General features: G+C 63.4%; 29 protein-coding genes and 1 other RNA gene. 16 read left to right on the plus strand and 14 right to left on the minus strand.

Going from position 1 to position 23,176, the window contains the following annotated elements; all coding sequences use genetic code 11:
* Positions 1 to 81: 81 nt before the first annotated feature.
* From V8J82_RS03035 to V8J82_RS03060, 6 genes are all read left to right on the plus strand, one after another.
* On the plus strand, positions 82 to 318 hold the full coding sequence (locus V8J82_RS03035; protein WP_339972023.1) for a DUF1127 domain-containing protein: 237 nt from the start codon (positions 82 to 84) through the stop codon (positions 316 to 318).
* Between the two features lie 140 nt (positions 319 to 458).
* The gene (locus tag V8J82_RS03040) at positions 459 to 1,244 is read left to right on the plus strand and encodes a Bax inhibitor-1/YccA family protein (protein ID WP_339972025.1); all 786 of its coding nucleotides are present in this window, start codon (positions 459 to 461) and stop codon (positions 1,242 to 1,244) included.
* A 161-nt stretch (positions 1,245 to 1,405) separates the two neighbouring features.
* Positions 1,406 to 2,101 carry a rhodanese-like domain-containing protein gene (locus V8J82_RS03045; RefSeq protein WP_339972028.1) on the plus strand — a complete coding sequence of 232 codons (696 nt, stop codon included), beginning with the start codon at positions 1,406 to 1,408 and terminating at the stop codon, positions 2,099 to 2,101.
* Positions 2,098 to 3,381, plus strand: a complete 1,284-nt coding sequence (gene chrA, locus V8J82_RS03050; protein WP_339972030.1) for a chromate efflux transporter — start codon at positions 2,098 to 2,100, stop codon at positions 3,379 to 3,381. The genes V8J82_RS03045 and chrA overlap by 4 nt, the downstream gene beginning before the upstream one ends.
* A gap of 104 nt (positions 3,382 to 3,485) precedes the next feature.
* Entirely contained in the window at positions 3,486 to 3,653 is a 168-nt protein-coding gene (gene rpmG / locus V8J82_RS03055; protein WP_011454349.1) for a 50S ribosomal protein L33, read from the plus strand.
* Between the two features lie 80 nt (positions 3,654 to 3,733).
* Positions 3,734 to 4,270: a GNAT family N-acetyltransferase gene (locus V8J82_RS03060; protein WP_339972032.1), complete on the plus strand. Its 537-nt coding sequence runs from the start codon at positions 3,734 to 3,736 to the stop codon at positions 4,268 to 4,270.
* A gap of 169 nt (positions 4,271 to 4,439) precedes the next feature.
* Here the strand turns inward: V8J82_RS03060 and V8J82_RS03065 are convergent, their stop codons facing one another.
* Positions 4,440 to 5,135: a metal-dependent hydrolase gene (locus tag V8J82_RS03065; protein WP_339972034.1), complete on the minus strand. Its 696-nt coding sequence runs from the start codon at positions 5,133 to 5,135 to the stop codon at positions 4,440 to 4,442.
* A 69-nt stretch (positions 5,136 to 5,204) separates the two neighbouring features.
* On the opposite strand from V8J82_RS03065, the gene V8J82_RS03070 reads away from it, so the two are divergent.
* The 6 genes from V8J82_RS03070 (at position 5,205) to rnpB (ending at position 9,528) form a co-directional block, all read left to right on the plus strand.
* Positions 5,205 to 5,867, plus strand: a complete 663-nt coding sequence (locus V8J82_RS03070) for a hypothetical protein (protein WP_339972036.1) — start codon at positions 5,205 to 5,207, stop codon at positions 5,865 to 5,867.
* A gap of 59 nt (positions 5,868 to 5,926) precedes the next feature.
* On the plus strand, positions 5,927 to 6,214 hold the full coding sequence (gatC, locus tag V8J82_RS03075) for an Asp-tRNA(Asn)/Glu-tRNA(Gln) amidotransferase subunit GatC (RefSeq protein ID WP_339972039.1): 288 nt from the start codon (positions 5,927 to 5,929) through the stop codon (positions 6,212 to 6,214).
* Positions 6,215 to 7,699: an Asp-tRNA(Asn)/Glu-tRNA(Gln) amidotransferase subunit GatA gene (gatA, locus tag V8J82_RS03080; RefSeq protein WP_339972041.1), complete on the plus strand. Its 1,485-nt coding sequence runs from the start codon at positions 6,215 to 6,217 to the stop codon at positions 7,697 to 7,699.
* Between the two features lie 36 nt (positions 7,700 to 7,735).
* The gene (locus tag V8J82_RS03085; protein ID WP_339972043.1) at positions 7,736 to 8,335 is read left to right on the plus strand and encodes a hypothetical protein; all 600 of its coding nucleotides are present in this window, start codon (positions 7,736 to 7,738) and stop codon (positions 8,333 to 8,335) included.
* A gap of 6 nt (positions 8,336 to 8,341) precedes the next feature.
* Entirely contained in the window at positions 8,342 to 9,064 is a 723-nt protein-coding gene (locus V8J82_RS03090) for an N-acetylmuramoyl-L-alanine amidase (RefSeq protein WP_339972045.1), read from the plus strand.
* Between the two features lie 101 nt (positions 9,065 to 9,165).
* Positions 9,166 to 9,528: RNase P RNA component class A (gene rnpB / locus V8J82_RS03095), an RNA gene on the plus strand.
* A 167-nt stretch (positions 9,529 to 9,695) separates the two neighbouring features.
* Here rnpB and V8J82_RS03100 read toward each other — a convergent pair.
* Positions 9,696 to 10,145 (minus strand): nucleoside deaminase, encoded by a 450-nt coding sequence (locus tag V8J82_RS03100; protein ID WP_339972047.1) that lies wholly within the window; start codon positions 10,143 to 10,145, stop codon positions 9,696 to 9,698.
* Between the two features lie 52 nt (positions 10,146 to 10,197).
* On the opposite strand from V8J82_RS03100, the gene V8J82_RS03105 reads away from it, so the two are divergent.
* Positions 10,198 to 11,001: a pseudouridine synthase gene (locus V8J82_RS03105; protein ID WP_339972049.1), complete on the plus strand. Its 804-nt coding sequence runs from the start codon at positions 10,198 to 10,200 to the stop codon at positions 10,999 to 11,001.
* Here V8J82_RS03105 and V8J82_RS03110 read toward each other — a convergent pair.
* The 4 genes from V8J82_RS03110 to ftsY are packed head-to-tail and all read right to left on the minus strand — an operon-like array spanning position 10,961 to position 14,544.
* Positions 10,961 to 11,581 (minus strand): inner membrane-spanning protein YciB, encoded by a 621-nt coding sequence (locus tag V8J82_RS03110; protein ID WP_339972051.1) that lies wholly within the window; start codon positions 11,579 to 11,581, stop codon positions 10,961 to 10,963. The two genes, V8J82_RS03105 and V8J82_RS03110, sit on opposite strands and share 41 nt — an antisense overlap.
* Positions 11,582 to 11,590: 9 nt before the next feature.
* Positions 11,591 to 12,493, minus strand: a complete 903-nt coding sequence (locus V8J82_RS03115; protein ID WP_339972053.1) for an EamA family transporter — start codon at positions 12,491 to 12,493, stop codon at positions 11,591 to 11,593.
* Positions 12,494 to 12,505: 12 nt separating this feature from the next.
* Positions 12,506 to 13,393, minus strand: a complete 888-nt coding sequence (locus V8J82_RS03120; protein ID WP_339972055.1) for a hypothetical protein — start codon at positions 13,391 to 13,393, stop codon at positions 12,506 to 12,508.
* Positions 13,390 to 14,544 (minus strand): signal recognition particle-docking protein FtsY, encoded by a 1,155-nt coding sequence (ftsY, locus tag V8J82_RS03125; protein WP_339972057.1) that lies wholly within the window; start codon positions 14,542 to 14,544, stop codon positions 13,390 to 13,392. Before ftsY ends, V8J82_RS03120 begins: the two co-directional genes overlap by 4 nt.
* A 158-nt stretch (positions 14,545 to 14,702) precedes the next feature.
* Here ftsY and V8J82_RS03130 point away from each other — a divergent pair, with 158 nt between their 5' ends.
* On the plus strand, positions 14,703 to 15,920 hold the full coding sequence (locus tag V8J82_RS03130) for an alkane 1-monooxygenase (protein ID WP_339972059.1): 1,218 nt from the start codon (positions 14,703 to 14,705) through the stop codon (positions 15,918 to 15,920).
* Here V8J82_RS03130 and V8J82_RS03135 read toward each other — a convergent pair.
* The 8 genes from V8J82_RS03135 to V8J82_RS03170 form a co-directional block, all read right to left on the minus strand.
* The gene (locus tag V8J82_RS03135; RefSeq protein WP_339972061.1) at positions 15,917 to 16,759 is read right to left on the minus strand and encodes an ATP-binding protein; all 843 of its coding nucleotides are present in this window, start codon (positions 16,757 to 16,759) and stop codon (positions 15,917 to 15,919) included. The genes V8J82_RS03130 and V8J82_RS03135 overlap by 4 nt on opposite strands.
* Positions 16,760 to 16,764: 5 nt before the next feature.
* Positions 16,765 to 17,646 (minus strand): twin-arginine translocase subunit TatC, encoded by an 882-nt coding sequence (tatC, locus tag V8J82_RS03140; protein ID WP_339972063.1) that lies wholly within the window; start codon positions 17,644 to 17,646, stop codon positions 16,765 to 16,767.
* A complete protein-coding gene (gene tatB, locus V8J82_RS03145; RefSeq protein WP_339972065.1) occupies positions 17,643 to 18,092 on the minus strand; it encodes a Sec-independent protein translocase protein TatB in 450 nt (149 codons plus the stop codon). Before tatB ends, tatC begins: the two co-directional genes overlap by 4 nt.
* Before the next feature lie 33 nt (positions 18,093 to 18,125).
* Positions 18,126 to 18,359 (minus strand): twin-arginine translocase TatA/TatE family subunit, encoded by a 234-nt coding sequence (locus V8J82_RS03150; RefSeq protein ID WP_339972067.1) that lies wholly within the window; start codon positions 18,357 to 18,359, stop codon positions 18,126 to 18,128.
* 120 nt (positions 18,360 to 18,479) lie between these two features.
* A complete protein-coding gene (locus V8J82_RS03155) occupies positions 18,480 to 19,562 on the minus strand; it encodes an ABC transporter ATP-binding protein (RefSeq protein WP_339972069.1) in 1,083 nt (360 codons plus the stop codon).
* Positions 19,563 to 19,600: 38 nt separating this feature from the next.
* Positions 19,601 to 20,734: a YhaZ family DNA alkylation repair protein gene (locus V8J82_RS03160; RefSeq protein ID WP_339972071.1), complete on the minus strand. Its 1,134-nt coding sequence runs from the start codon at positions 20,732 to 20,734 to the stop codon at positions 19,601 to 19,603.
* 100 nt (positions 20,735 to 20,834) lie between these two features.
* Positions 20,835 to 21,614 (minus strand): SDR family oxidoreductase, encoded by a 780-nt coding sequence (locus V8J82_RS03165; RefSeq protein ID WP_339972073.1) that lies wholly within the window; start codon positions 21,612 to 21,614, stop codon positions 20,835 to 20,837.
* Positions 21,615 to 21,732: 118 nt separating this feature from the next.
* Complete coding sequence (locus tag V8J82_RS03170; protein ID WP_339972075.1) at positions 21,733 to 22,101, minus strand: SnoaL-like domain-containing protein; 369 nt, start codon at positions 22,099 to 22,101, stop codon at positions 21,733 to 21,735.
* Between the two features lie 221 nt (positions 22,102 to 22,322).
* Here V8J82_RS03170 and V8J82_RS03175 point away from each other — a divergent pair, with 221 nt between their 5' ends.
* Both V8J82_RS03175 and V8J82_RS03180 read left to right on the plus strand, forming a co-directional pair.
* On the plus strand, positions 22,323 to 22,700 hold the full coding sequence (locus V8J82_RS03175; protein ID WP_339972077.1) for a hypothetical protein: 378 nt from the start codon (positions 22,323 to 22,325) through the stop codon (positions 22,698 to 22,700).
* 158 nt (positions 22,701 to 22,858) lie between these two features.
* Positions 22,859 to 23,161, plus strand: a complete 303-nt coding sequence (locus V8J82_RS03180) for a hypothetical protein (RefSeq protein WP_339972079.1) — start codon at positions 22,859 to 22,861, stop codon at positions 23,159 to 23,161.
* Positions 23,162 to 23,176: the final 15 nt, after the last annotated feature.

A 23,176-nucleotide genomic window follows, 5' to 3' on the forward strand; every position in this document is an offset into this window, starting at 1 on the left:
CAAAATGCTTACGACTCGTCCATATATCAAGCGTCGGAATGATCTCTCCCCATTTCGTCACAAAATTGAAAGGAAAATGTCATGGGCGACTTGTCTCTCTTCCGCCCCGCCGCTGGCGCGACCAACGGCGGCCCCCAGCTGACCAAAGTGGTCACCCGTTCCAGTTTCTGGGCGCGCCTCGGTGCAGCCTGGCGACAGCGGCGCCAGCTTGAGCGTTTGGACGCTCGCATGCTGCGCGACATTGGCCTGACAGAAGCCGATGTGCACCGCGAAATGGGTCGCCCGCTTTGGGACGCCCCACATCCGTGGCGCCTTTGATCAGCTAAACACCAATCAATAGGAAAAAACTATCGACCTTCGCCCTATCGGCGGAGGTCGTTTGCTTGAAAATGCCACAGACCTCGCCGATATTACCTGAGAAGCCCGTTTCTGCGGGCCCACAGTTTTTGGAGGAACCTATGGCTGAATATCAGACAATGCGCGCACGGGGCGTGACCGCCTCCGCCGCGGAAATCGACCAGGGCCTACGCGCCCACATGAATAAAGTCTACGGCACGATGTCGATCGGCATGCTGATCACAGCGGCAGCGGCGTGGGCCATTTCGGTCCTGGCCGTCACCACCGATCCCTCGCAGGCGGCAGCGCAGCTTGGTAACGGCACGTTGCTGACCGGCTTGGGCGCATCGATCTACCTGTCGCCCCTGCGCTGGGTGATCATGTTCGCACCTCTGGCCTTCCTGCTGTTCGGCTGGGGTGCCTTGATGCGCCGCGGATCCGTCGCAGCCGTGTCGTTCGGCTTCTTCGCCTTCGCCGCTGCGATGGGCCTATCGCTCAGCTCGGTCTTCATCGTGTTCACGACGGTCTCCATCGTGCAGACCTTCCTGGTGACGGCCATTGCCTTCGCCGGTCTCAGCCTCTGGGGCTACACAACCAAAAAGGACATCTCCGGCTGGGGATCGTTCCTGATCATGGGTGTGATCGGATTGCTTGTTGCGATGCTGTTGAACATGTTCATCTTCCAGTCCGGCATGATGATGATGGCAATCTCGGCCATCGGCGTGCTGATCTTCGCTGGTCTGACTGCGTTCTACACGCAGGACATCAAGAACACCTATGTGGCACACGCGGCCCATGGCGATGTGGAATGGTTGGACAAAGCCGCCATCGATGGCGCGTTGAGCCTCTACATCAGCTTCCTGAACATGTTCCAGTTCCTGCTGATGTTCATGGGCAGCCAGGAATAACCACACACGCATTCAGATCGAAGGGCCGGGATTTCCCGGCCCTTTTTTGTTGCGCTATCGCTCCGGTCGCGGCACGGTGCGGTACGGGGATGCGGCTCCCCTTCAGGTCTTCGACCCAAGCACCGCACAGTCATCCTGTGTTTGCTTGAAAGGAGCGCCCCATGATCCACACATTCCCGACCCTCACCCCAAAGGGCCTCCTCTCCGCGATGGCCTCCGAAACGGCGCCGTGCCTCCTGGATGTGCGTCTGGCCGAAGATATCGCCGACCCGGCGCGATACCTGCCCGGCGCCTTGGCCGTCCCCCACCAAGACACCCAGACCCTGCAGGCGCTTGCGGCCCGAAACGGCGCTGTCGTGATTTGTCACAAGGGCCTGAAGATCAGCGCAGGCGTCACCGCCCGCCTTCGCAATGCCGGCGTGAATGCGTGGCGATTGGAGGGGGGTCATATCGGCTGGATCGATGCAGGCTTCCCCGTCCTGACCGAGGCACCGAACACAGTGCTTGCGCCGTTGGCCGCGACGCCTGCCGAAACCGCCCAAATCTGGGCCATTGCCCGCTTCCGCGTCCCTATGGCAGAGATGCTGGCCGTCCCGCGCGCCGACCTTTTGGGCGTGGCTCAGCGGTTCGACGCAGTAGCATTCTCGGACATCGATATACCGGATCTGCCCGGTCTTCACGATCTGCTCGCTCAGGCCAGCCTCAGCGCGCTTTTCGGCGCCCAATGCGCCGCGGCATCCGATCCGCGTGGCGCCTTCCCGCATCTCGACGCCGCTTATCGCGGCTGGGTCTGTCACGAAACCTTCACGCCAAATGCCGCGACACAGGCTATATGCGCGGGAAAGGAGCAGCCATGACATCCCTTGCCCCCGATACGCCCCCTGCCGCCCTCCCCCTCACCGACCTGTTCCGGGTCTTCGGCCGCATCGGTGTGCTCAGCTTCGGTGGCCCGGCGGCGCAAATTGCCCTGATGCACAAGGAGTTGGTCGAGGATCGGCCCTGGCTGACCGAGCGGCAATATCTGAATGCCCTAAGCTTCTGCATGCTGTTGCCCGGTCCCGAAGCGATGCAGTTGGCCACCTATGCGGGCTGGCGCCTGCGCGGCACGCGCGGCGGGCTGATCGCGGGTCTGCTCTTTGTGATACCCGGCGCGGCGGTGATCCTGGCGCTTGCAAGCCTCTATGCCGCCTATGGCAATGTGCCTTGGGTGACCGCGTTGTTCTTGGGCATCAAGGCCACGGTGATCGTCATCGTGCTGCAAGCGCTTTTGAAGGTGTCCGCCAAAGCGCTGAAAGGCGCGGTGCCGGTGGCGCTGGCCGCTGCCGCCTTTGTCGCCATCTTCGTGTTTCAGGTGCCATTCCCCTTGATCATCGCGACGGCGGGCCTGATCGGCGCCGTGATCCTTCGCGGTAGTGCAGCAGCGGCACCACCGGTGGCGGTCTCGGGCGCCGATACTCTGCGCACCATCGCCCTGTGGGGCGCGATCTGGCTTGTCCCGCTCGCGGCGCTTTGGGCGCTTGTGCCCGGCCTCCTGACCGATGTGGCGGTGTTTTTCTCAACCCTTGCGGTGGTGACGTTCGGCGGCGCCTACGCAGTCTTGGCCTATATGGTGCAAGAGGTTGTGGGCGGCTTCGGTTGGCTGACAACGGGGCAGATGATGGACGCGCTTGGCCTGGCCGAGACCACGCCGGGCCCGCTGATCCTCGTGACCCAATTCGTGGGCTTTCTCGCAGGCGCGCAACAGGGCGGCTGGTGGCTGGGATTGGCCGCGGCATTGGTGACGCTTTGGGTCACCTTCACGCCCTGTTTCCTGTGGATTTTCGCAGGCGCCCCCTACGTGGAATGGATCGCGACGCGCCCCCGCCTGACCGGCGCGCTCAAGGCGATCACCGCCGCGGTCGTGGGCGTCATCGCCAATTTGTCGGTGTGGTTTGCGCTGAATGTCTGGTTCGCAGAGGTGGCCCGGAACGAGATCGGCCTCTGGATGCCGGAGGTGACAAGTTTCTCGCCCGTAGCGCTGATCCTGTCGGCCTTGGCAGCCGTGCTGCTGATCTGGCGCAAATGGGATCTTCTGCTGGTCTTGCCCGTCATGGGTCTGGCGGGGATCCTTGCGCAGAGCGTTACAACCGGCATTTGAGGTGTTGACTCGCGCCCCTGTCCCGGTAAAAGGCGCGTCTCTACCCGTTATTCGCGTGAGGCGCAGCGCCTCCGCCCCGATAGATCCGAACAGGAGCCGCAGACATGGCGAAGCCGACCACAATTAAAATCCGCCTCAACTCGTCCGCGGGAACCGGCCACTTCTACGTGACCAAGAAAAACGCCCGCACAATGACAGAGAAAATGGTCGTACGAAAGTACGATCCGGTGGCGCGCAAACACGTCGAATACAAGGAAGGCAAGATCAAGTAAGCCGACCTAACAGTACCGACGAGGGGCCGCGCCGAGCAATCGACGCGGCCCTTTTTCTTTGCCCAAACGCCAAATCCGGCATGGGCGGCCTTGAGATGGAGGATAAGGCCATGGTTGAAGACATAACGATACGGATCACCAGCGCAGCAGACCTGCCAGCGGTCGACGCATTGTTGACGGCCAGCTACCCGGTATTGCTGAAGCCCGATTATGCGCCTTCCACCCTGGTCACATGCCTGCCGTTGATCACACGGGCCCGCCCGGAACTGTTGCGATCGGGCAGCTACTTCATGGCCCATGAGGGCGATGGCAGAGCGTTGGCGGCGGGGGGCTGGACCCACAACGCCCCCCAGGGCGGCGTGGGGCCCCGCGATGTCGGCCATATCCGCCATGTCGTAACCCATCCCAAAGCGACACGGCGGGGGCTGGCCCGCTCGATCCTCGAGCGGTGCTTTGCAACAGCGCGGGCCAGCGGGGTCCGGTGGATGATGTGCCAGTCAACCCGCACGGCAGAGCCGTTCTACTCGGCGATGGGCTTCCAGCGCCGGGGCGAGATCGAGATCATGCTGCGCCCCGGCATCGGTTTTCCGGCGGTGGAGATGATCCGCGCACTCTAGCATACCCAACGCCGCGCCCGATTTTTCGGGCGCGGCACCAATCTTCGACAGACCAAACCCGAAGGCCTAACGGAAACGGGCCCAAACCTGCACCGCACTCTCAGGCACTCCAAAAGGGGCGGGAGAGCGACGGGTGGGTGGGTGGGTGGGGTCGTTCTCCCGCCGCTTTTTAAAGATCGACGCTCTCCATAACCTCCGGATCCAAGACCGTTACGCCTGACAATGCGTTCTTCAGGGTGTCGGCAGACTGTTCCAGCATCGGAAACGTCTTGTAATGGACCGGGATCACGGTGCTGAACCGAAACAGTTTCGACGCCGCATAAGCCGCCCGCGCCATATCCATTGTGAAATGGCCACCCGCACAGAGAATGCCGATCTCGGGCTCATGCAGATCCTGCAATATGGACATGTCGGCCATCACATCGGTATCGCCCGACACGTAGACCGTCCGCCCCTCGCCCTCGATCATGAAACCCGCGGCCTCGCCGGTATAGGCGGTGGACCCGTCGGCATTGAAAATCGCCGAGGAATGCGTGGCCGACACCATCGTCACCATCACATCGCCGATCCGCACCGTGCCGCCCTTGTTGAAGCCCACCGCCTCGATGCCGTGCTGCTTTTCCCACATCTGCGTCAGATCGATCATCCCATAGACCTTCAGCCCCAAATCCTTGGCCAAAGCCGGGATCTCCGCCGCGTGATCAAAATGGCCATGGGTCACCAGAATCGCCGTCGCACCTTCTAACGCTACATCGCGCTGCGCATCGGGAAAGGACGGGTTGCCCTCCAGCCAGGGATCGATCAGCAAAACCTCACCGCCGATCTCCAACCGTATGCTCGCATGGCCCAACCAGGTATATCGCATCGCGTCGTCTCCCGTTTTGTGACGTCGGAACCCTAGCGCAGTGCGGGTCAGGGGCCTAGCTGTGAGAGCATGGATCTGACCGCGCAAATCGACATCTATTGCGAGCGTCTGGGGCCGGGCCTCTGGGCCGAGCCATTGAATGCGCTGACCAATCTGGCTTTTCTGGTGGGCGCGATCTGGGCCGCCACGGCGATCCGGGGGCGTCAGCCCTATGCCTGGGCGCTGGTTGTCTGCCTGGCCGCCATCGGCATCGGCTCTGGCCTGTTTCACACCTTCGCCACCGGCTGGGCCGCGCTCAGCGATGTGATCCCGATCCTGCTCTTCATCCTGATCGCGCTCTTCGCCACGGCCCGCACGATCCTCGCTTGGCCGATCTGGGCCGGCCTTCTGACCGTGGCGCTGTTCTTTCCCTATGCGGCGGCCTTCGGGGCCCTGGCCGCCCTGATCCCGCCCCTGGCCATCTCGGCCAGTTATTGGCCCGTCGCGCTTCTGATCTTCGCCGCCGCGCTGTTTCTACGGCACCGCACGCCGATCTTCGCGCGCGGGCTGCTTGTGGCGGGCGGGCTGCTGCTCGTGTCGCTGACCTTCCGCTCCGTGGATATGGCGCTGTGCGAGGCGATCCCGCGCGGCACGCATTTCCTGTGGCACCTTTTCAACGGCCTGCTCTTGGCGATTGTGATCCGCACCTATGCAAAGCAAGTGCAGCGCCTGGAAACCGCGACTGATGCTTGAAGGCGCCCGCACTCGCGGCTAAACCGCCGACTGGACCCGCCAAAGGAGCCTTGCCGCATATGTCCATCGATACCGAGACCGCCGCGAAGGTCGCCAAACTCGCCCGCATCCAAGTGGCCGAGGGTGACCTGCCCGCCCTTGCCCAGGAATTCAACGCCATCCTGGGTTTCATCGAACAACTCGAAGAGGTGGATGTCGATGGCGTCGAGCCCATGGTCTCGGTCACCCCGCAACGGCTGAAACGCCGGGAGGATATCGTCACCGATGGCGATCAGCCCGGCAAAGTTCTGTCCAACGCCCCCGATGCGCGCGAAGGCTTTTTCTCGGTTCCGAAGGTGGTCGAATAAATGAGCGATCTGACAAAACTGACCATCGCCGCGGCGCGTGACGCGCTGCGCACCGGAGAAACGACCTCGGTGGCATTGACCGAAGCTTGCCTCAGCGCCATCGAAGGTGCCGATGCGCTTGGAGCATTTGCGCATAAGACGCCCGAGATCGCGATCGAACGCGCCAAGGCCGCCGATGCGCGGATCGCCCAGGGTGACGCGCCCGATATGTGCGGCATTCCCGTGGGGATCAAAGATCTGTTCTGTACCGAAGGTGTGGCGTCGCAGGCCGCGTCCAAGATCCTGGAAGGCTTCACCCCGGAATACGAATCCACCGTCTCCGGCCAGTTGCGCGATGCGGGCGCGGTGATGCTGGGCAAACTGAACATGGACGAATTCGCCATGGGCTCGTCCAACGAAACCAGCGTCTACGGCAACGCCGTGAACCCCTGGCGCGCGGGCAATTCCAATGCTGCGCTGACGCCGGGCGGATCGTCTGGCGGCTCCGCCAGCGCCGTGGCCGCCGATTTGTGCCTGGCCGCGACGGGCACCGATACCGGCGGCTCGATCCGCCAACCCGCCGCCTTCACCGGCATTGTGGGCCTGAAGCCCACCTATGGCCGTTGCTCGCGCTGGGGCATTGTCGCATTCGCCTCCTCGCTGGATCAGGCGGGGCCGATGACCAAGACGGTGCGGGACGCGGCGATCATGGGCCGCGCGATGATGGGCCACGATCAAAAGGACAGCACCTCCGCCGATCTGCCGGTGCCGGATTTCGAGGCGATGCTGACCGGCGATATCCGCGGCAAGGTGATCGGGATCCCCAAGGAATACCGCATGGACGGGATGCCCGATGAGATCGAGGCGCTGTGGTCCGAGGGCACGCAGATGCTCAAGGATGCGGGCGCCGAGATCCGCGACATCACCCTGCCCCACACGAAATATGCGCTCCCCGCCTATTACGTGATCGCCCCGGCCGAGGCCTCTTCGAACCTGGCGCGCTATGACGGCGTGCGCTTCGGCTACCGCGCCAAGATGGCGCCGGGCGACGGCATCACCGAGATGTACGAAAAGACCCGCGCCGAAGGGTTCGGGCCTGAGGTCAAGCGCCGGATCATGATCGGCACCTATGTGCTGAGCGCCGGCTTCTACGACGCCTATTACAACCGCGCCCGCCGGGTGCGCGCACTGATCAAGCGCGACTTCGAACAGGTCTTCGCCGACAGGGTCGATGCCATCCTGACGCCCGCCACACCATCCGCCGCGTTCGAGCTTGGGCAAGAGGTCGCCGACCCGGTGCAGATGTATCTCAACGATGTGTTCACCGTGACGGTCAACCTTGCGGGCTTGCCCGGAATCGCTGTGCCCACGGGCCTGGATCGCACCGGATTGCCCTTGGGATTGCAGTTGATCGGCAAGCCTTGGGAAGAGGGTGAGTTGCTGAACACCGCCTATGCGCTGGAGGCCGCGGCGGGCTTTGTGGAAAAGCCAGCCCGTTGGTGGTAACCTATTCGGCAACCATAAGGCAGTGAAGGCAAAGTCATGATTTCTGTGCGTGTTCTGGGGCTCGCCCTTTTGGGGCTGGCGGCCTGCGGTCCGGCCCCGAGTGATGTGAGTGTGACCCCAAGCAGCCCCTCCACATTGGATGGCCGCGTCGTACCCGCCAATGCCGCCCAGGCGCCGATCAACGGTGTGACACCGTCCGGTGCGATCCCGCCCGCGGGGCGCTTCGATCCTCTGCCCGGCCAGATCCCGACCGCATCCACGCCGGATGGCGGCACCGACAGCCTGATCGCCAGCGCCGAAAGCGCCATTGCCGAGGCCGAGGCAAACACCGGGGGCGATACCAGCATCTTTACCGCCGCGCCGGACGGCGACCCGACCCCGCGCCCCGTCATTCCACGCGTCGCCGCCTTCGCGTTGCAAACCACCCACGCGCCGGGTCAGCGCATCTGGCGCCGGAACCCGCTGCGGCGTCAGTTCCAGATCGGCTGTGAGACGTTCGACTTCCCAGATACCGCCCAGGACCGTTTCCTGGCCGAGGGTGGGCCGGATCGCGATCCGTTCGGGATGGACCCCGATGGCGACGGCTTTGTCTGCGGGTTCGATCCAGCCCCCCTGCGCGCGGAAGCTGCCGGATAATCGGCGATGCGTTCGCCCAATTTCGGGCCGCGCCGCGACGGCCTGACACCGACATTGGTGGTGTTGCACTATACCGCCATGTCGGACTGCGCCGCCGCAGCCCGTGTTCTGTGCGACCCGGCGCGGGAGGTCTCGGCTCATTACCTGATCGGTCGCGATGGTGCGGTTCTGGACCTTGTCGATGAGGATCAGCGCGCCTGGCATGCGGGTAAGGGCACCTGGCACGGGCAAGGCGATGTCAACAGCCGCTCGATTGGCATCGAACTCGACAATGACGGCGCCAGCCCCTTTTCCGCGCCGCTGATGGCCGCGCTGGAACGCCTGCTGCCGCAGATCCTGGCGCGTTGGGACATCCCGCCCCAGGGCGTGATCGGCCATTCCGACATGGCGCCGGGCCGCAAGATCGATCCCGGCCCGCGCTTTGATTGGCGGCGCCTGGCGCGGCAAGGGCTCTCAATCTGGCCGGATGTGCCCGACGCACACGCGACCGGGTCTTCCAATGGCCAAAAATACCCAAATCCCACCTCCACCACCCAGGCGCTTTCGGCGCAGTTTCGCAGGGACGCCACGACCTTCGGATATGGCGAGATGGAAGATGATCTGCTGCGCGATATGGTGCGCCTACGGTTCCGGCCCTGGGCGAAGGGGCCGCTGGATGGGGTGGATTGCGGGATCATGGCGGATCTGGCCGCGCGGTTCGGGGTTGATCGGGGCGGCGCGCAGGGCTAGGGACGACCCCGCGCGGAGGGCTGGATGGCCGCGGCGCTGTATTTGCTCTGCAATGATCCAACGGGCCGTTCCCGTGACCTTTTCTGCGAAAAGGCACTGCCACGGCTGGCACGGATTTGCGAAGCAAATACCGTGCCGAGGAAAGTCCGGACTCCTTGAAGCGGCGGTGCCGGGTAACGCCCGGGCGGAGCAATCCGACGGACAGCGCCACAGAGAACAGACACCTATGCATGCATAGGAATGGTGAAACGGTGGGGTAAGGCCCACCGGGGCCCTGGCAACAGGGCTCGCATGGCAAGCCCCACCGGGAGCAATGCCGAATAGGGACCGCGCCATGGGGCGCTTCACCCCGCGGTCCGGGTTGGCAGCTAGAGCCTGTTGGCAACAGCAGGCCGAGAGGAATGGTCATCTCGGCCGGGGACACCCTGGCTAGACAAAATCCGGCTTACAGGCCCTCCGCGCGTTTTCCTTTAGTCATATTGTGCACCTTCGGTGCATTCGATTTGCCTCGCTTGCCCCTTTCGGGGCCGCTCAGGCGAGCGCCTCTGGATCGGCTTTCGCCAGAGGCGGGGCCCTGCGCAGACTTGCTATGGTTGATTTGGGTATTTGGAGCCAATGGAAGACAGGCGCGTTATCGGCGGCTGGCGAAGAAGTCTTTTAGGAGGATGGTCGCCTCCGCCTCTTGGATCCCGGTGTAGATTTCTGGGCGGTGGTGGCTTTGGGGATGGTCGAACACGCGGGCGCCCTGTGCGACGCCACCGGATTTCGGGTCCGGCGCGCCGATATAGAGCCGGGCGATCCGGGCAGCCGCGATGGCGCCCGCGCAGGTGGCGCAGGGTTCCAGCGTGACCCAGAGATCGCACTCATTCAGCCGTTCGCTTTGCAGGGCGGCGCAGGCCGCGCGGATCGCCAGGATCTCGGCATGGGCGGTGGGATCGCAGAGCGCGCGTGTCCGGTTGCCCGCCGCCGCGAGGATATCTCCGTTGCGCACCACCACGGCGCCCACCGGCACCTCTCCGCGATCGGCGGCGGCGCGCGCCTCGGCCAGGGCGGCGCCCATGAAACTGGTGAATTGGCTCATATCCTCGTGGTTGCCGCTTTCCTCGGCGCTGTCAAACGTTTACCCCGCTGGCATGACAGATGGAGAACGCATTGCAAAACGCCTGAGCCGGGCGGGCGTTGCCTCGCGCCGGGAGGCGGAGCGGATGATTGCCGCGGGGCGCGTTGCGGTGAATGGCGCCGTGATCGAGAGCCCGGCGCTGAACGTGACCGATGCCGATGTGATCGAGGTCGACAATGCCCCCCTGCCCGAGATCGGACGCCCGCGTGTCTGGCTCTATCACAAACCCGCGGGGCTGGTGACGACCATGTCAGACGAAAAGAACCGTGAGACGGTGTTCGACGCGCTGCCGTCGGAGCTCCCGCGGGTGATGTCGGTGGGGCGCCTGGATATGAATTCCGAGGGGCTGCTTCTGCTGACCAATGATGGCGGGGTGAAGCGCAAGCTGGAATTGCCGTCGACCGGCTGGCTGCGCAAATATCGCGTGCGGATGAAAGGTACACCCAAAGATGCGGATTTCGAGCCGCTGCGGCGCGGGATCGTGGTGGAGGGCGACAGGTTCCAACCCATGGAGATCACGCTCGACCGCCAGCAAGGCGCCAATGCCTGGGTGACCATCGGCCTGCGCGAGGGCAAAAACCGTGAGATCCGGCGCGCCATGGGTGAATTGGGCTTTGACGTGAACCGCCTGCTGCGGGTCAGCTACGGCCCGTTCCGGCTGGGGCAGCTGAAACCCGGAGAGGTGGAAGAGATCCGGCCCCGCGTCTTGCGCGATCAACTGGGCCTGGAGGCCGCGACCGAGGGCCATGCCGCCCCCAAAGCCAAGCGAAAGAAGGCTAAGCCGCGTCGTCCTCGCCCTCATCCTCGGCAAGGCTGAACCGTTCGATCAAAGGCGCTTGCGTCATGATCAGGGCAAACAGGAAAATCGGCAGGCCGAAGGTTTCGAAGGTGACCCAGAATTGCTCGCTCTGGGTGCGCCAGACGATCTCATTGGCCACCGCCATGGCCACAAACGCCAAAGCGAGGCGCTTGGTCATGATCATCCAGCCTTCATCGGCCATGGGCAGCCGGTCCCCCATCAGGAACTTGAGATAGCTTTTGCCCTGGGCCAAGCCGATCCCCAGCATCAGCGCGAAAAACGCATAGACGATGGTCGTCTTCATCTTGAAAAAGCGCGGGTCGTTGAACCAGACGGTCAGCGCGCCGAAAAACACCACCAGGATCGCCGTGAAGACCTGAATGCGAGAGATCACCCCGGTCAGCTTCCACAGGATGGCCGTGGTCGTCAGAAGGATCGGCACAAAGACGGCGGTGGCGATGATAAAGCCTTCATATTCCGTGCCGCCGATGGACACGCTGGTCTCTTGCAGGCGCAGATAGGCGATGAAGAACAGGATGGGCGGGCCCAGCTCCAAGCCGTTTTTTAACCAGGGGTTGATCTGTCGTTCTTCGGCCATGTCCGCTCCTTATCCACCGAACTCAACTATCACCGCGCCCAGAGCAATCAACCCCATCAATGCGGTTCGTGCGGGTCCAACGGGCTCGCGCAGGAACAGCCAGCCGATCAATGCCGCAAAAACGGTCGAGGTTTCACGCAGAACGGCGGCCTCACCCACCTGATCCAGACGCGTGGCCAGCATGATCGACCCGAAAGAGGCGAAGGCCACGACGCCGCCAACCACGCCGCGCAAGGCGAGCGGACCGAGCGCCGGGGGCGACCCCATCCGGCGGTAGAAGCGCGTGGCCAGCACCGGAAACAGCAGACCATCGATAAAGAAGAACCATGCCAGGAAGGTGAACGGATCCGCCGTGGCGCGGATGCCATAGGCGTCATAGGTGGTGTAGAGCGCCACAAACAGCCCCGTCAGCACCGCAAAGGCCAGCGCGGGCACCAGCGTGTCGCGCGCCACGGTCACACGCGCCATGTTGAAGGCCGCTAGCCCATAAAGCCCGGCCAACAGAACCACCACGCCCAGCCATTGCACAGCCGAAAACGTCTCGCCGAAGATCAACCAGGCCCCGACGATGGTGAACAAGGGACCGGTCCCGCGCATCACCGGATAGACCACCGTGAAGGCGCCGCGCCTATAGGCGGCGAGGACGGCGAATTTGTAGCCCGCATGGATCACGAAGACGCCCGCAAAGATCGGCCACATATGCGGCTCGGGCCAGGGCACGACAAACAGCGCGAAGGGGGCCGCCATCAGCCCATAGCTGGCATCGATTGCGCCCCGGGCCAGCATCGGATCGTGCCGCCCCTTTTGCAACGCACCGAACACGGCGTGCAGCACCGCGGCAAGCAAAGCCAAGATCAGCGCGACCGTGGCGCCCTGATCCGTCCCCTCGATGCTTTGGATCCAAGCGCTCATGTCAAAGGTGGGTCACTCTGCCGGCGTGTAATCAGCCAGTACCCGAACGCCCTCCAACATCTCCAGCGCCTCAGGCAGAGAGGCGGGTGGCTGAGGATTGATGGCCAACTCTACCAGCGGCAGGCCGTCACCGACATCCAGGACGATATCGAGTTGACCGCGGAAGACGGGGAAATCGGTGACGACCTCAGCCAGAGCCGCGCGGGTGGCTTCGGGAAAGATCGGATCGGGAAGATCGCGGATCTGCGCCACGAGGTCGGTTTTCAACGCCGCGACCTGCGGCGCAATGGGTTGCGCATCGTCCAATGGCAGGCTCTGCATCAGGATCGGCAGCACCATCGCCTCAAATACCCCATCGGCCCGGGCGCCGATTGAGAGGCCATCGAGCTGTAGACCGGACGGATCCGTCAAATTCGCCCCGGAGGCAGCGAGATCGGCCCAGACCGCGTTGTCAGGCCCGTCCATCGTGACCATGGCCTGATCCATCACCAAAACACCCTCCTCCATCGCCATGGAGAGGGTAAGGGCCACGCCCGGCTGCGATGCGTGCAATGCCTCCAATGCGTAGGCAAAGCGCGGAAACCCCTCGGCTTTCGGAAAGACCCGAAGCCCCTCGACGCGTATATCGAGTTCAAACGATGCGTCTTGCCCGGCCATCAAAGCCTCAAGCCCGACGATGCGCCATTCCATGACATCGACACGGATTGTCTGTAGATCCTGTTCAAATTCCGCATCCGTCACGCGGCACATACCATCTGCCATGTCAGGTTCTGGCAACTCCACGGGCCACCCCGCCATCGCCAGCAGCATATGGCCGGATCGCAGGCAATCTTGCGGTGTGGTCTGCGCCAAAGCGGGGCTTGCAAGCAGCACAGCCAATCCGAGCAGCACCCGTCTCATTCCACGCCGACCAGCGCCTTGGCGAAGTCCTCGGGATCGAACGGGGCCAGATCGTCGATCTGTTCACCGACGCCAATCGCGTGGATCGGCAGGCCGAACTTGTCGGCCAGGGCGACCAGCACACCGCCCTTTGCCGTGCCGTCCAGCTTGGTCATCACCAGCCCGCTGACATCGGCCATCTTCTGGAACGTCTCCACCTGGCCCAGTGCGTTCTGACCGGTGGTCGCATCCAGCACCAGCAAGGTGTTATGGGGCGCATCCGGGTCTTTCTTGCGGATCACGCGCACGATCTTGGCGAGTTCTTCCATAAGATCTGCGCGGTTTTGCAGCCGCCCCGCCGTGTCGATCATCAACAAATCGGCGCCTTCCGCTTCGGCCTTGCCCATCGCATCGAAGGCCAGCGCGGCGGGGTCCGAGCCCTCGGGCGCCGTCAGAACCGGCACGCCCGCGCGCTCGCCCCAAACCTGCAATTGCTCGACGGCGGCGGCGCGGAACGTATCACCCGCCGCGATCACCACCTTCTTACCCGCGGCGCGGAACTGGCTGGCCAATTTGCCGATGGTTGTGGTCTTGCCCGACCCGTTGACACCCACGACCAGCACAACCTGCGGCGTTTTGGGGTAGATCGGCAGCGGGCGCGCGACGGGCTCCATCACACCGGATATCTCTTGGGCCAAAAGGTCTTTGATCTCGCTGGCCGACATCATCTTGCCATAGCGCCCCTCGGCCATGTTGGCCGTCACGCGCAGCGCGATGTCGACCCCCATATCCGAGGTGATCAGCAATTCCTCCAACTGCTCCAGCATGTCGTCGTCCAGCGCCCGGCGCGGCTCGGCCGAGCGGCCCAACATGCGCCCGAACAGACCGGGCTTCGCGGCCTTGGGCTCCGGTTCCGCCGCTTCGGGGGATGGCGCGGGCGTGGGTTCGGGGGCGGGATCGGGCGTCACCTGGGCGACGGGTTCGGGCCGCGGATCCGGCTCAGGCTCGCGCCGTGGATCTAGGGCAGGCTCAGGCGGTGCGGCAGGTTTCGGCGCGGGCGCCTCCGCAAGCGGCGCCTCGTCTGCCCCCTCATCGATGATCGCATCCAGCCCCTCATCCAGTTTGGAGGAGGATTTGAACATCCGATCTTTCATTTTGCGGAAAAAGGACACGGGGGGCACGCCTCTGGCTGAAATCGTCTTAAACTCACCTAATACGACGCCGCGCCCTTGGAAAGAGGTGCGCGGGCGGCCATTCTTTCGCCACAAAGCCCGCGCAGCCTGCGGGCACCGCCCGCAATGCCGCCCAAACCCGCAAGGATCGCGCGCCCATGCCCGTTATCGCCCGCTATGCCATTGCGACGCTTGCCCCCCTGGCGCTGCTTCTGCTGGGCGGGCTGGTCTGGGGTGGCTTTGCCGTCCTTGCCTTGATCTGGCTGACATTGGTCGCGGCCATCGGCGATCAGATCCTGCAACCGCCTGCCCCCGACCCGGAGGGCGACACGCGTTGGGCGACACGCCTCTCCGTGGCTTTGGCAATCGGTCATTTTGCCCTGCTGGCCGTCACCCTTGCGGCGCTCAGCGCGGCGGGCCTGACCTTTGGCCAGGGCCTCGCGCTGTTTTTCGGGACGGCGTCTTTCTTTGGTCAGGTCAGCCACCCCAATGCCCACGACCTGATCCACCGGGCCCCGCGCCCGCTCCGGATGCTGGGCGCAGCCGTCTATATCTCGGTCGGGTTTGGACACCACGTATCCGCCCACCGGCTGGTGCATCACGCCCATGTCGGCACCGACGCAGACCCCAATACCCCGCTGCCGGGCGAAAGCTTTTACGCCTATCTGCCGCGCGCCTGGCGCGGATCGTTCGAGGCGGGGCTTGAGGTCGAGATTGACCGGCTGGACCAGCAGGGCCGCCCAGAAAAAAGTCCGCACAATCCCTATTGGATCTGGATTGGCGGCGCATTGCTTGCGCTGATCGCGGCCAGTGTCCTGGGTGGCATTGGCGGTGTGCTCCTGTTCGTGGGCCTCGCCGCGCTGACCGGCGCACAGATCCTGATGTCGGATTACCTTCAGCATTACGGCCTGCAACGTCTGCTGCTGCCCAATGGCCGGTACGAGCCGGTCGGTCCGCATCATTCGTGGAACGCACCGCGGGGCTTTTCCTCCTATCTGATGCTGAATGCGCCGTCCCATTCGGAACATCATATGCATCCGGGCCGCAGCTTTGACGCGCTGGCCCCCGATGCGCCGGGCCCCGTTTTGCCCTATCCCATGCCGATCATGGCGGTGCTGGCCATGATCCCCAGCGTCTGGCACGGGATCATGGACAAACGGGCCGTTCGCGTGACGGAGGCCGCCGAGGCCGACCGGCTGCGGCCAAAAGCGCCCACGCCTTCGGACCAGCGTCAGACGACCTCGCCCCAGCCATGCGCTAAGCCCGCGGCTGAACCGTCGCCGCCCATCCCTCGCGCAGATGCCGAGCCTTCGCCGGAAGCAGCAGCTGAAGACAGTGACGCGCTCATGGCCCGCGTGCAAAAGGCGATCAGCTAGATCGAGACGCCGTGCCGCCCGGCCAAGTCGGTGAAGAACTGCCACGCGACCCGGCCCGACCGCGCGCCGCGCGTCGCCTGCCATTCGATTGCCTGGGCGCGCAGATCCTCATCGCAAATGGTCACGCCATAGGCGTCGCAATAGCTGCGGATCATCGTCAGATAGGCGTCCTGCCCGCAAGCATGGAAGCCCAGCCACAGGCCAAACCGATCCGACAAAGACACCTTTTCTTCCACCGCCTCCGACGGGTTCACCGCAGTCGAGCGCTCATTCTCGATCATATCGCGCGGCATCAGATGCCGCCGGTTCGACGTCGCATAGAACACCACATTGTCCGGGCGCCCCGACACACCGCCATCCAGCACCGCTTTCAGCGATTTGTAATGCTGATCGTCATGGCTGAACGAGAGGTCGTCGCAGAACAGGATTACCCGTTCCTCAGCCCCGCGCAGCAGCCGCAAGAGCCGCCCGATCGACGGCAGATCCTCGCGCTGGATTTCCACCAGTTTCAGCCCCGGCATCTCATCGACGACCGCGCCATGGACCGCCTTGACCAGAGAGCTTTTGCCCATCCCCCGCGCGCCCCAGAGCAACGCGTTGTTGGCCGGCAGGCCCTGCACAAATTGCCGTGTGTTTTTCAGCAGCGTGTCGCGGGCCCCGTCGATGCCGTGCAGCAATTCCAGCGGCACCCGGTTCACCTGCGTCACCGGTTCAAGATGATCGGGGTCGGCATGCCACACGAAGGCCTCGGCGGCGGACCAATCGGGGCGGGCCGCAGGCGGTGGGCTCAACCGCTCCAACGCCTCCGCGATACGGATCAACACATCCTGGTCCGACACTGGGCCTAAAGCTCCTCACCTTCGTCAAGGATGCCCTCGGCGCGCAGCCGACGGATCCGTTGTGCCTCTACCAATCGCACCAATTGAATGGAGATTTCGTAAAGGCCGTAGACGACGGTGAACAGGATAACCTGGGTGATGACATCGGGCGGGGTCACCAAAGCGGCCAGGGTCAGAATGCCGACAACCGCCCATTTGCGCACATTGCCGAGACCCTCCGCCGTGACCAGCCCCGCCTTGCCCATCAGGGTCAGCAGGACCGGCAATTGGAAACAAAGCCCGAAGGCGAAAATGAATTTCAGCGCCAGATCCAGGGATTCCCGGACCGAGCCCAGGAACACCGTCCGCAATTCATTGTCCGCTTCGGGGTTGGAAAACGTCCCGTCCCCCGCCAGCAAATTCGCCAAGGCCGGGATGGCATCGGAGAACCCGATGAAGAAGGTCATCGCCAGCGGCGTGACGACGTAATGGGCAAAGCTCGCACCGATCAGGAACAGGACGGGCGAGGCGATGATAAAGGGCAGAACCGCATTTTTCTCAGACCTGTAAAGGCCGGGCGCGACAAAGCGCCAAAGCTGATGGGCGATGATCGGGAACGATACCGCGAAGCCCATGATGATCGAGATGCGGATCAAGACGAAGAATTTCTCTTGCGGCGCGGTGAAGATCAGCCGCGCATCCTCGCCCCGGTCGCGCAGAACATCCGCCAAGGGCTGCGAAATGAAGGTCAGGATTGGATCGGCCACGGTGAACATCGCCACCATGCCCACGAGAAACGCCGCGACCGACCGGATGAGTCGCGTGCGCAACTCGGCCAAATGCTCGATCAGCGGCGCGGCGCTATCGGCCAGCTCATCCTCGGCGCTGTGGTCTTCAATCTGGCTCATGGGCGATCAACCTGCGGCTCGGGCGCGGGCGCGGGCGGCTCTTCGGGCTCGGCGCTTGTTTCCGCCTCACGGGCCGCGCGCAGGGCGTCGGCCTTGGCGCGCGCTTCGGCCTGCGCCTTCGCCTTTTTCTCGGCGATGATACGGGTTTCCGAGCCTTCCTCGAACTTCGTCGGGTCGATATCGTCCATCACGTCGCCCACGATATCCTTGGCCATCTTGCCGGGATTGGTGAACTTTGACGCGGCGCGCAAATCTTTCGTCATCTCGGTCATGCCGGACTCGTCGGCGGCCTCGTTCATCGCGCGGCTGAATTCGCGTGCCATGCCGCGCACCTGCCCCACGATCTGCCCCACACGCTGGAACAATTTCGGCAGGTCTTTGGGACCGACGACGATCAACGCCACGATCCCAATCACCAACAGCTCCATCATGCCAATGTCAGGCATCCACCGCTCCTCGGCCCTGCATCGCTGAGGGGCTTACGCGTTGTCGCGCTCGCGCTCTTCGGGGGTCACGTCGCGCGCGGCGCTGCCGTCGGCGGTCGCTGTGGCATCTTCGATCTCATTGCCCTCGGGGTCTTTCACGCCGCGTTTGAAGGCTGTGATGCCCTTGCCGACTTCGCCCATCAGACCGGCGATTTTGCCGCGCCCGAACAGAACCAAGACCACGACCGCGATCAGCAGAAGGCCAGCTGGCCCAATATTGTTAAGCATGTTCTCTCCCTCCAGGGCGCCCGCGTGGTGTCGCGGCAGAACCCGGTTTGTTGAAATTCCTTGTGCATAGGTATGGGCTCGCGCCCACAGATCAAAGCCCAAAAACGCATTTCGGGGCGCTCAGCCGCGGTTTGGAAACACAAAACAGCGATCTCGCCGGATCGTTAACCACAAGGCGACACCCGGTTTGGGTAGAAACACCCCGGGAACGGTCGCTTTCAGGATTCGGGCATCGAAATCCATGCGAAACTCGACCAGGCTTTCATGGCCCATGAATCGGGCCCGCTCGACAATGCCGCGGGCGGGCACTCCTTCGGACGGGGTCGGGTTCGGGCCACGCCCGCCACGATCAAAGTCGATCTTCACATGCTGGGGGCGAAAGACGATCTCGACATCGGTGCCATCGGGCACGCCGGGGGCCAGGAATTGACCAAAGGCGGTGTCGGTCAACGCACCTTCCACACGCCCCCGCAAGACGTTGACATCACTAAAGAATGCCGCCGCATCCCGGTCGCACGGAGACGAGTAGATGTTATAGGGCGCCCCGATTTGCACCACCTGCCCGTCGCGCATCAGGGCGATTTGATCGGCCATCCGCATCGCCTCTTCCGGCTCGTGGGTGACCAGAACCACGGCGGTGCCCTCTTCCTTGAGCAAGTGCAGTGTCTCGTCCCGGATGCCATCGCGCAGCCGGTTGTCGAGGCCGGAAAACGGCTCATCCATCAGCATGATCCGGGGCCGGGGCGCCAGGGCACGGGCCAGGGCCACGCGCTGTTGCTCACCGCCCGATAGCATGTGCGGCGGCGTATCGCCGTAGCCATCAAGATCCACCCGTTTCAGCAATTCCGCCACGCGCGCATTGATATCCACGCCCGATCCGCGCAGGCCAAAGGCTATATTCTGCGCGACGCTCAAATGTGGGAAAAGCGCAAAGTCCTGAAAGATAAGACCCACGCCTCGGGCCTCTGGGGGTGTGTGCAGATCGGAATCTGACAAGACTTCGCCATCGGCGCGGACCGTCCCGGCGCTCTGCCGTTCGATCCCGGCGACCACCCGAAGCGTTGTGGACTTGCCGCAGCCCGATGGCCCGAGCAGGCACAACACGTCGCCCGCTTGCACCGACAAAGACACGTCTCGCACAACGGTACGGCCATCAAACCGACATGAGATCTGGTCGAGTTCCAAACGCGGCGGGGCTGTCACGGGCGATTTCCGATCATTTTTGTCGGCCAATGCGCTTATCAGCTTGTCTCCGCAGCGCCAAGATCGAAGTCCAAAACCGCCCGCACCCCGCCATTGACCATCAGCGACAGCCGATGCGACCCCGGCACCAGCGTGTAGGTGCTCGCCTCGGCCTTGAACACTTGCGTCTTTTTCAGCGTCAGCGGCTTGCTCGCCCGCACGATGCCTTGCTTCACCTTAAAGACCTTGTCCGTTTCGGCGCCTGAGGGCCGCGTGAAACGGATTGCATAATCGACCAGAACGGGCGTGTCCTGATCCGCGCTCAGCACGATCTCAACGACGGTCTTGTCGCCGATTTTTGGCGCAGGCGGTGTCATTGTCAGGCGATCGACGCGGATGTCGGCCTCGGCTTCATAGCCCAGCATCGCCATGGCACGCGGCTCTCCCGACTTGATCATCGTGCGCAGCGCATGGGAGGTCATCCAGGCCAATTCGCGCGGATTCTGCCGCCCCTCAGCCTGCCAATCCGTCAGCGTTTTCAACACGGTATCCGGAGACACTTTGCTCAGATCGTTCATATGGTTCGCGACCGAACGGGTCACATAACGCGTCGGATCGGCGTGCAACTGGTTCAGCAAGGGCAACGGCACCAGAGGTTCGATCTCGATATTCTTGGCCCAAGGAAGACGCGGACGTGTACCTTCGCTGACAAGACGCCGCACGTGGTAATTGTCGTGCTTGGCCCAACGCTGCAACCGGGCCAGCGTTTCATCGGGCCAGCGGTTCAGGAACGGGCGAATGTAGAATTCCATCGAAAAGCGCTGCGTTGCCTGCTCCAGCAGATCCAGCGCGCGGTCGCGGTGATCCTCCAACCCGTGACGCACGGCCAGGATGCCCGGCACGGCATGGATGAATTGCCCGAAATCATCGTCGCGAAGTGTCGGGTCCAACGGCGCGGGCATGGCGGCCTGCACCTGATCCGCCATGGTGGGAAAATCCGATGCGAGGCGCGGCTCAAGGCAATCGGCGATCCAGTCGAGCCGCTCCAACAGTTCGCGCCCATCGAAGCCCGACAAGACCTCGGCCGCGAAGGCATCGGCCTCAAATCCGGGCAGAAGGGCAAATTCCGATGCCAATTGCCCGATCGTCTCGGCATTGAACAGATGGTCTTTCAGGGAGAATTTTTCGGCCATGGAAGTTCCTTCCGGCCCAGAGCCTGCTGCGGCAAGCCTCTGGCCGGTCCATTTTCAAATAGTTGATCTCAATCGGATATTTCGTGTTTACAGACGTAAACTAGATCGTTGCATTCGTTCCGCCGCCATCCAGCAAGATGTTCTGGCCTACGATGAACCCCGCATGTTGCGAGCAGAGGAAGGCGCACATCGCCCCAAATTCCGCTGCTGTGCCGTAGCGCCGCGCGGGGATCGTGGCCTCACGGCGCGCCTTGGCCTCTTCCAGGCTGATCCCCTCTTTTTGGGACACGCCGCCGTCAAGCTGTATCGCGCGATCCGTGGCGTGGATGCCGGGCAGCATATTGTTGACCACCACGCCAAACGGCGCCACCTGGCGCGCTGTGCCCGCGACATAGCCGGTCAACCCGGTGCGCGCGGCGTTTGACAGCCCGAGTTGCGGGATCGGCGCCTTCACCGATTGCGAGGTGATGTTGACCACCCGGCCCCAGCCTTTGTCGATCATCTTCGGCATCAGCTCGGTCATCAGCGCAATCGGGGTGAGCATGTTGGCGTCCAAAGCGGCGATGAAATCTTCCCGCGCCCAATCGGACCACAGGCCGGGCGGCGGACCGCCCGCATTTGTCACCAGAATGTCCAGATCGCCCGCCTCGGCCAGGACCGAGGCGCGCCCGTCTTCACTGGTGATATCGGCGGCCACAGCGGTGACCTGCACGCCGTGATCTGCCCGGATCGCTTCGGCTGTGGCCTCCAGCGCCTCCGCGCCGCGCGCGTTCAGCACCAGATCCACACCGGCGGCGGCCAATGCCTCGGCACAGCCGCGCCCAAGCCCTTTTGACGACGCGCAGACCAACGCGCGCTTTCCCGTAATCCCAAGATCCATTCGGCCAGTCCTCTTCAAACAGCGTTGTCCCGGCTTACCAGCCACCCGGGCGCACCGCCAGCCTGGACGCGCCTAAGGATCAGGCGCGACGGAAACCGGCGCCTGACCCGCTGTTCGCTCACCCGGTTCCGAAGAACTCTTCGCGGACGATTTTGCCATCGGCCACGTGATAGATCGCGACCTCTTTCATTGGCATCCGGTTGCCGGTGGCCTTCTCGGTGCAATCCACTTCGAAAATCACCGCGAACCGGTCGTCGCCATGCAGGAACGGCCCCTGCACGTCGCTGCTATGCATTTCGAAATTGGCGTCCCACCAGGCATGTTTGCCTTTGATCCCGTCCAGACCCTTGGTCTCTCGGCCCATCCCAGAATAATCGGCGGCTTCAACCGATACCGCGTCTGGATGATAGTGGTTTTCCAATAGAGAGGTCTCATTTTCAGCGCGACATGCCTCGACCAGGGTATCTGCGATTGCTTTCAAATCCATCTCACCGTCTCCGTTCTCTGTGCTGTACCAAGGATATCGTGCCGGAGCCCGGCCTCCCTGTCACCTCCTGCCAAGGCAAACTCCTGACAGCATTGTGTCAGGGGAGTGTCCGGATTTCCGTAGTTTCACGGCGCCGTGATCTCCGATTATAGAGCGCACACCAATAATTGGTATACATATTAAATTAGGAACCCATTGATATGAAAATACATTCTTTGATTATGCTGAGCGTTTTTGCAATTGGCCTTGGCCTGTCGACCGTGCCGTCTGCCGCATTGGACGTCGCAGCGCCCGAGATCGATAACGGTCCTGGGCCCGGCGGGCCGGGCGATGTCGAGGCGCCGGATTTGGGTGGCGGAAACGAGCCCGGCCCTGGCGATAACGGTGGCAACGGCGGCGGCAACGGTGGTGGCGGTAATGGCGGGGGCGGTTTCAGCGATGATGACGGAAACACCATCTCATCCTCCACCACACGCCGCGCCTCGGGCAATGGCGGGTGCCTGTTCGGCCGCTGGGTCACCACCTACCACGCCGATGCCCAGGGCCAGCCGATCCCCGGCACGCTAGAACGCGAATGCGTGCGCCGCCTGCGCAACTGATCGCCACACATCGCAAACCCATCGACCCAGCGCAGCCCTGCGCCGGGTTTTCTCGTCTGGAAGCCGCCGATTGTTCGGGTTTTCCGCCATGGCGCGCAAAGGCCCTTTTGGGCAGGATGGCGATGGGAAACGGGATCATTGATCTGAAAGGAAATTCGATGACCCGACTATTGAAACTGACCCTTTGCGCGTGTGTCGCGCTGACCCCCACCCTTGCCGCGGCTCAGATGCAGGTCCGCACGGCGCCTGCCCCGACAACCGCCGTCCCAATGGTGCCTCTGGCCCAAAGCGCGCAGTCCCTGACCCGGACCGGCGGCGCGACCCATGGAGTTCCGACGGGCGGCGGCGTTGGAAGCCACTCGATCTGCGGGGCCGGCAGCCAGCTGCACTGGCAGATCATCCAGCCCGGCTCGCCGCCGGAACCCAACGGTGCCCAAGGCTACGTGCTGGGCTGCAACTAAGCTGAACGAAGGCGA

It is taken from the genome of Gymnodinialimonas mytili, assembly GCF_037544085.1.
Taxonomy (GTDB): domain Bacteria; phylum Pseudomonadota; class Alphaproteobacteria; order Rhodobacterales; family Rhodobacteraceae; genus Gymnodinialimonas; species Gymnodinialimonas mytili.

What these genes read in the sequence shown, in the direction of transcription:
- chrA (WP_339972030.1), top strand. Translation starts at nt 2,098, where the DNA reads ATGACATCCCTTGCCCCCGATACGCCCCCTGCCGCCCTCCCCCTCACC.
- V8J82_RS03040 (WP_339972025.1), top strand. Translation starts at nt 459, where the DNA reads ATGGCTGAATATCAGACAATGCGCGCACGGGGCGTGACCGCCTCCGCC.
- V8J82_RS03170 (WP_339972075.1), bottom strand. Translation starts at nt 22,101, where the DNA reads ATGGATTTGAAAGCAATCGCAGATACCCTGGTCGAGGCATGTCGCGCT.
- V8J82_RS03105 (WP_339972049.1), top strand. Translation starts at nt 10,198, where the DNA reads ATGACAGATGGAGAACGCATTGCAAAACGCCTGAGCCGGGCGGGCGTT.
- V8J82_RS03070 (WP_339972036.1), top strand. Translation starts at nt 5,205, where the DNA reads ATGGATCTGACCGCGCAAATCGACATCTATTGCGAGCGTCTGGGGCCG.
- tatB (WP_339972065.1), bottom strand. Translation starts at nt 18,092, where the DNA reads ATGCCTGACATTGGCATGATGGAGCTGTTGGTGATTGGGATCGTGGCG.
- V8J82_RS03165 (WP_339972073.1), bottom strand. Translation starts at nt 21,614, where the DNA reads ATGGATCTTGGGATTACGGGAAAGCGCGCGTTGGTCTGCGCGTCGTCA.
- V8J82_RS03045 (WP_339972028.1), top strand. Translation starts at nt 1,406, where the DNA reads ATGATCCACACATTCCCGACCCTCACCCCAAAGGGCCTCCTCTCCGCG.
- V8J82_RS03175 (WP_339972077.1), top strand. Translation starts at nt 22,323, where the DNA reads ATGCTGAGCGTTTTTGCAATTGGCCTTGGCCTGTCGACCGTGCCGTCT.
- V8J82_RS03065 (WP_339972034.1), bottom strand. Translation starts at nt 5,135, where the DNA reads ATGCGATATACCTGGTTGGGCCATGCGAGCATACGGTTGGAGATCGGC.
- V8J82_RS03100 (WP_339972047.1), bottom strand. Translation starts at nt 10,145, where the DNA reads ATGAGCCAATTCACCAGTTTCATGGGCGCCGCCCTGGCCGAGGCGCGC.
- gatC (WP_339972039.1), top strand. Translation starts at nt 5,927, where the DNA reads ATGTCCATCGATACCGAGACCGCCGCGAAGGTCGCCAAACTCGCCCGC.
- rpmG (WP_011454349.1), top strand. Translation starts at nt 3,486, where the DNA reads ATGGCGAAGCCGACCACAATTAAAATCCGCCTCAACTCGTCCGCGGGA.
- V8J82_RS03160 (WP_339972071.1), bottom strand. Translation starts at nt 20,734, where the DNA reads ATGGCCGAAAAATTCTCCCTGAAAGACCATCTGTTCAATGCCGAGACG.
- tatC (WP_339972063.1), bottom strand. Translation starts at nt 17,646, where the DNA reads ATGAGCCAGATTGAAGACCACAGCGCCGAGGATGAGCTGGCCGATAGC.
- V8J82_RS03180 (WP_339972079.1), top strand. Translation starts at nt 22,859, where the DNA reads ATGACCCGACTATTGAAACTGACCCTTTGCGCGTGTGTCGCGCTGACC.
- gatA (WP_339972041.1), top strand. Translation starts at nt 6,215, where the DNA reads ATGAGCGATCTGACAAAACTGACCATCGCCGCGGCGCGTGACGCGCTG.
- V8J82_RS03060 (WP_339972032.1), top strand. Translation starts at nt 3,734, where the DNA reads ATGGGCGGCCTTGAGATGGAGGATAAGGCCATGGTTGAAGACATAACG.
- V8J82_RS03120 (WP_339972055.1), bottom strand. Translation starts at nt 13,393, where the DNA reads ATGAGACGGGTGCTGCTCGGATTGGCTGTGCTGCTTGCAAGCCCCGCT.
- V8J82_RS03035 (WP_339972023.1), top strand. Translation starts at nt 82, where the DNA reads ATGGGCGACTTGTCTCTCTTCCGCCCCGCCGCTGGCGCGACCAACGGC.
- V8J82_RS03090 (WP_339972045.1), top strand. Translation starts at nt 8,342, where the DNA reads ATGCGTTCGCCCAATTTCGGGCCGCGCCGCGACGGCCTGACACCGACA.
- V8J82_RS03115 (WP_339972053.1), bottom strand. Translation starts at nt 12,493, where the DNA reads ATGAGCGCTTGGATCCAAAGCATCGAGGGGACGGATCAGGGCGCCACG.
- V8J82_RS03150 (WP_339972067.1), bottom strand. Translation starts at nt 18,359, where the DNA reads ATGCTTAACAATATTGGGCCAGCTGGCCTTCTGCTGATCGCGGTCGTG.
- V8J82_RS03085 (WP_339972043.1), top strand. Translation starts at nt 7,736, where the DNA reads ATGATTTCTGTGCGTGTTCTGGGGCTCGCCCTTTTGGGGCTGGCGGCC.
- V8J82_RS03110 (WP_339972051.1), bottom strand. Translation starts at nt 11,581, where the DNA reads ATGGCCGAAGAACGACAGATCAACCCCTGGTTAAAAAACGGCTTGGAG.
- V8J82_RS03130 (WP_339972059.1), top strand. Translation starts at nt 14,703, where the DNA reads ATGCCCGTTATCGCCCGCTATGCCATTGCGACGCTTGCCCCCCTGGCG.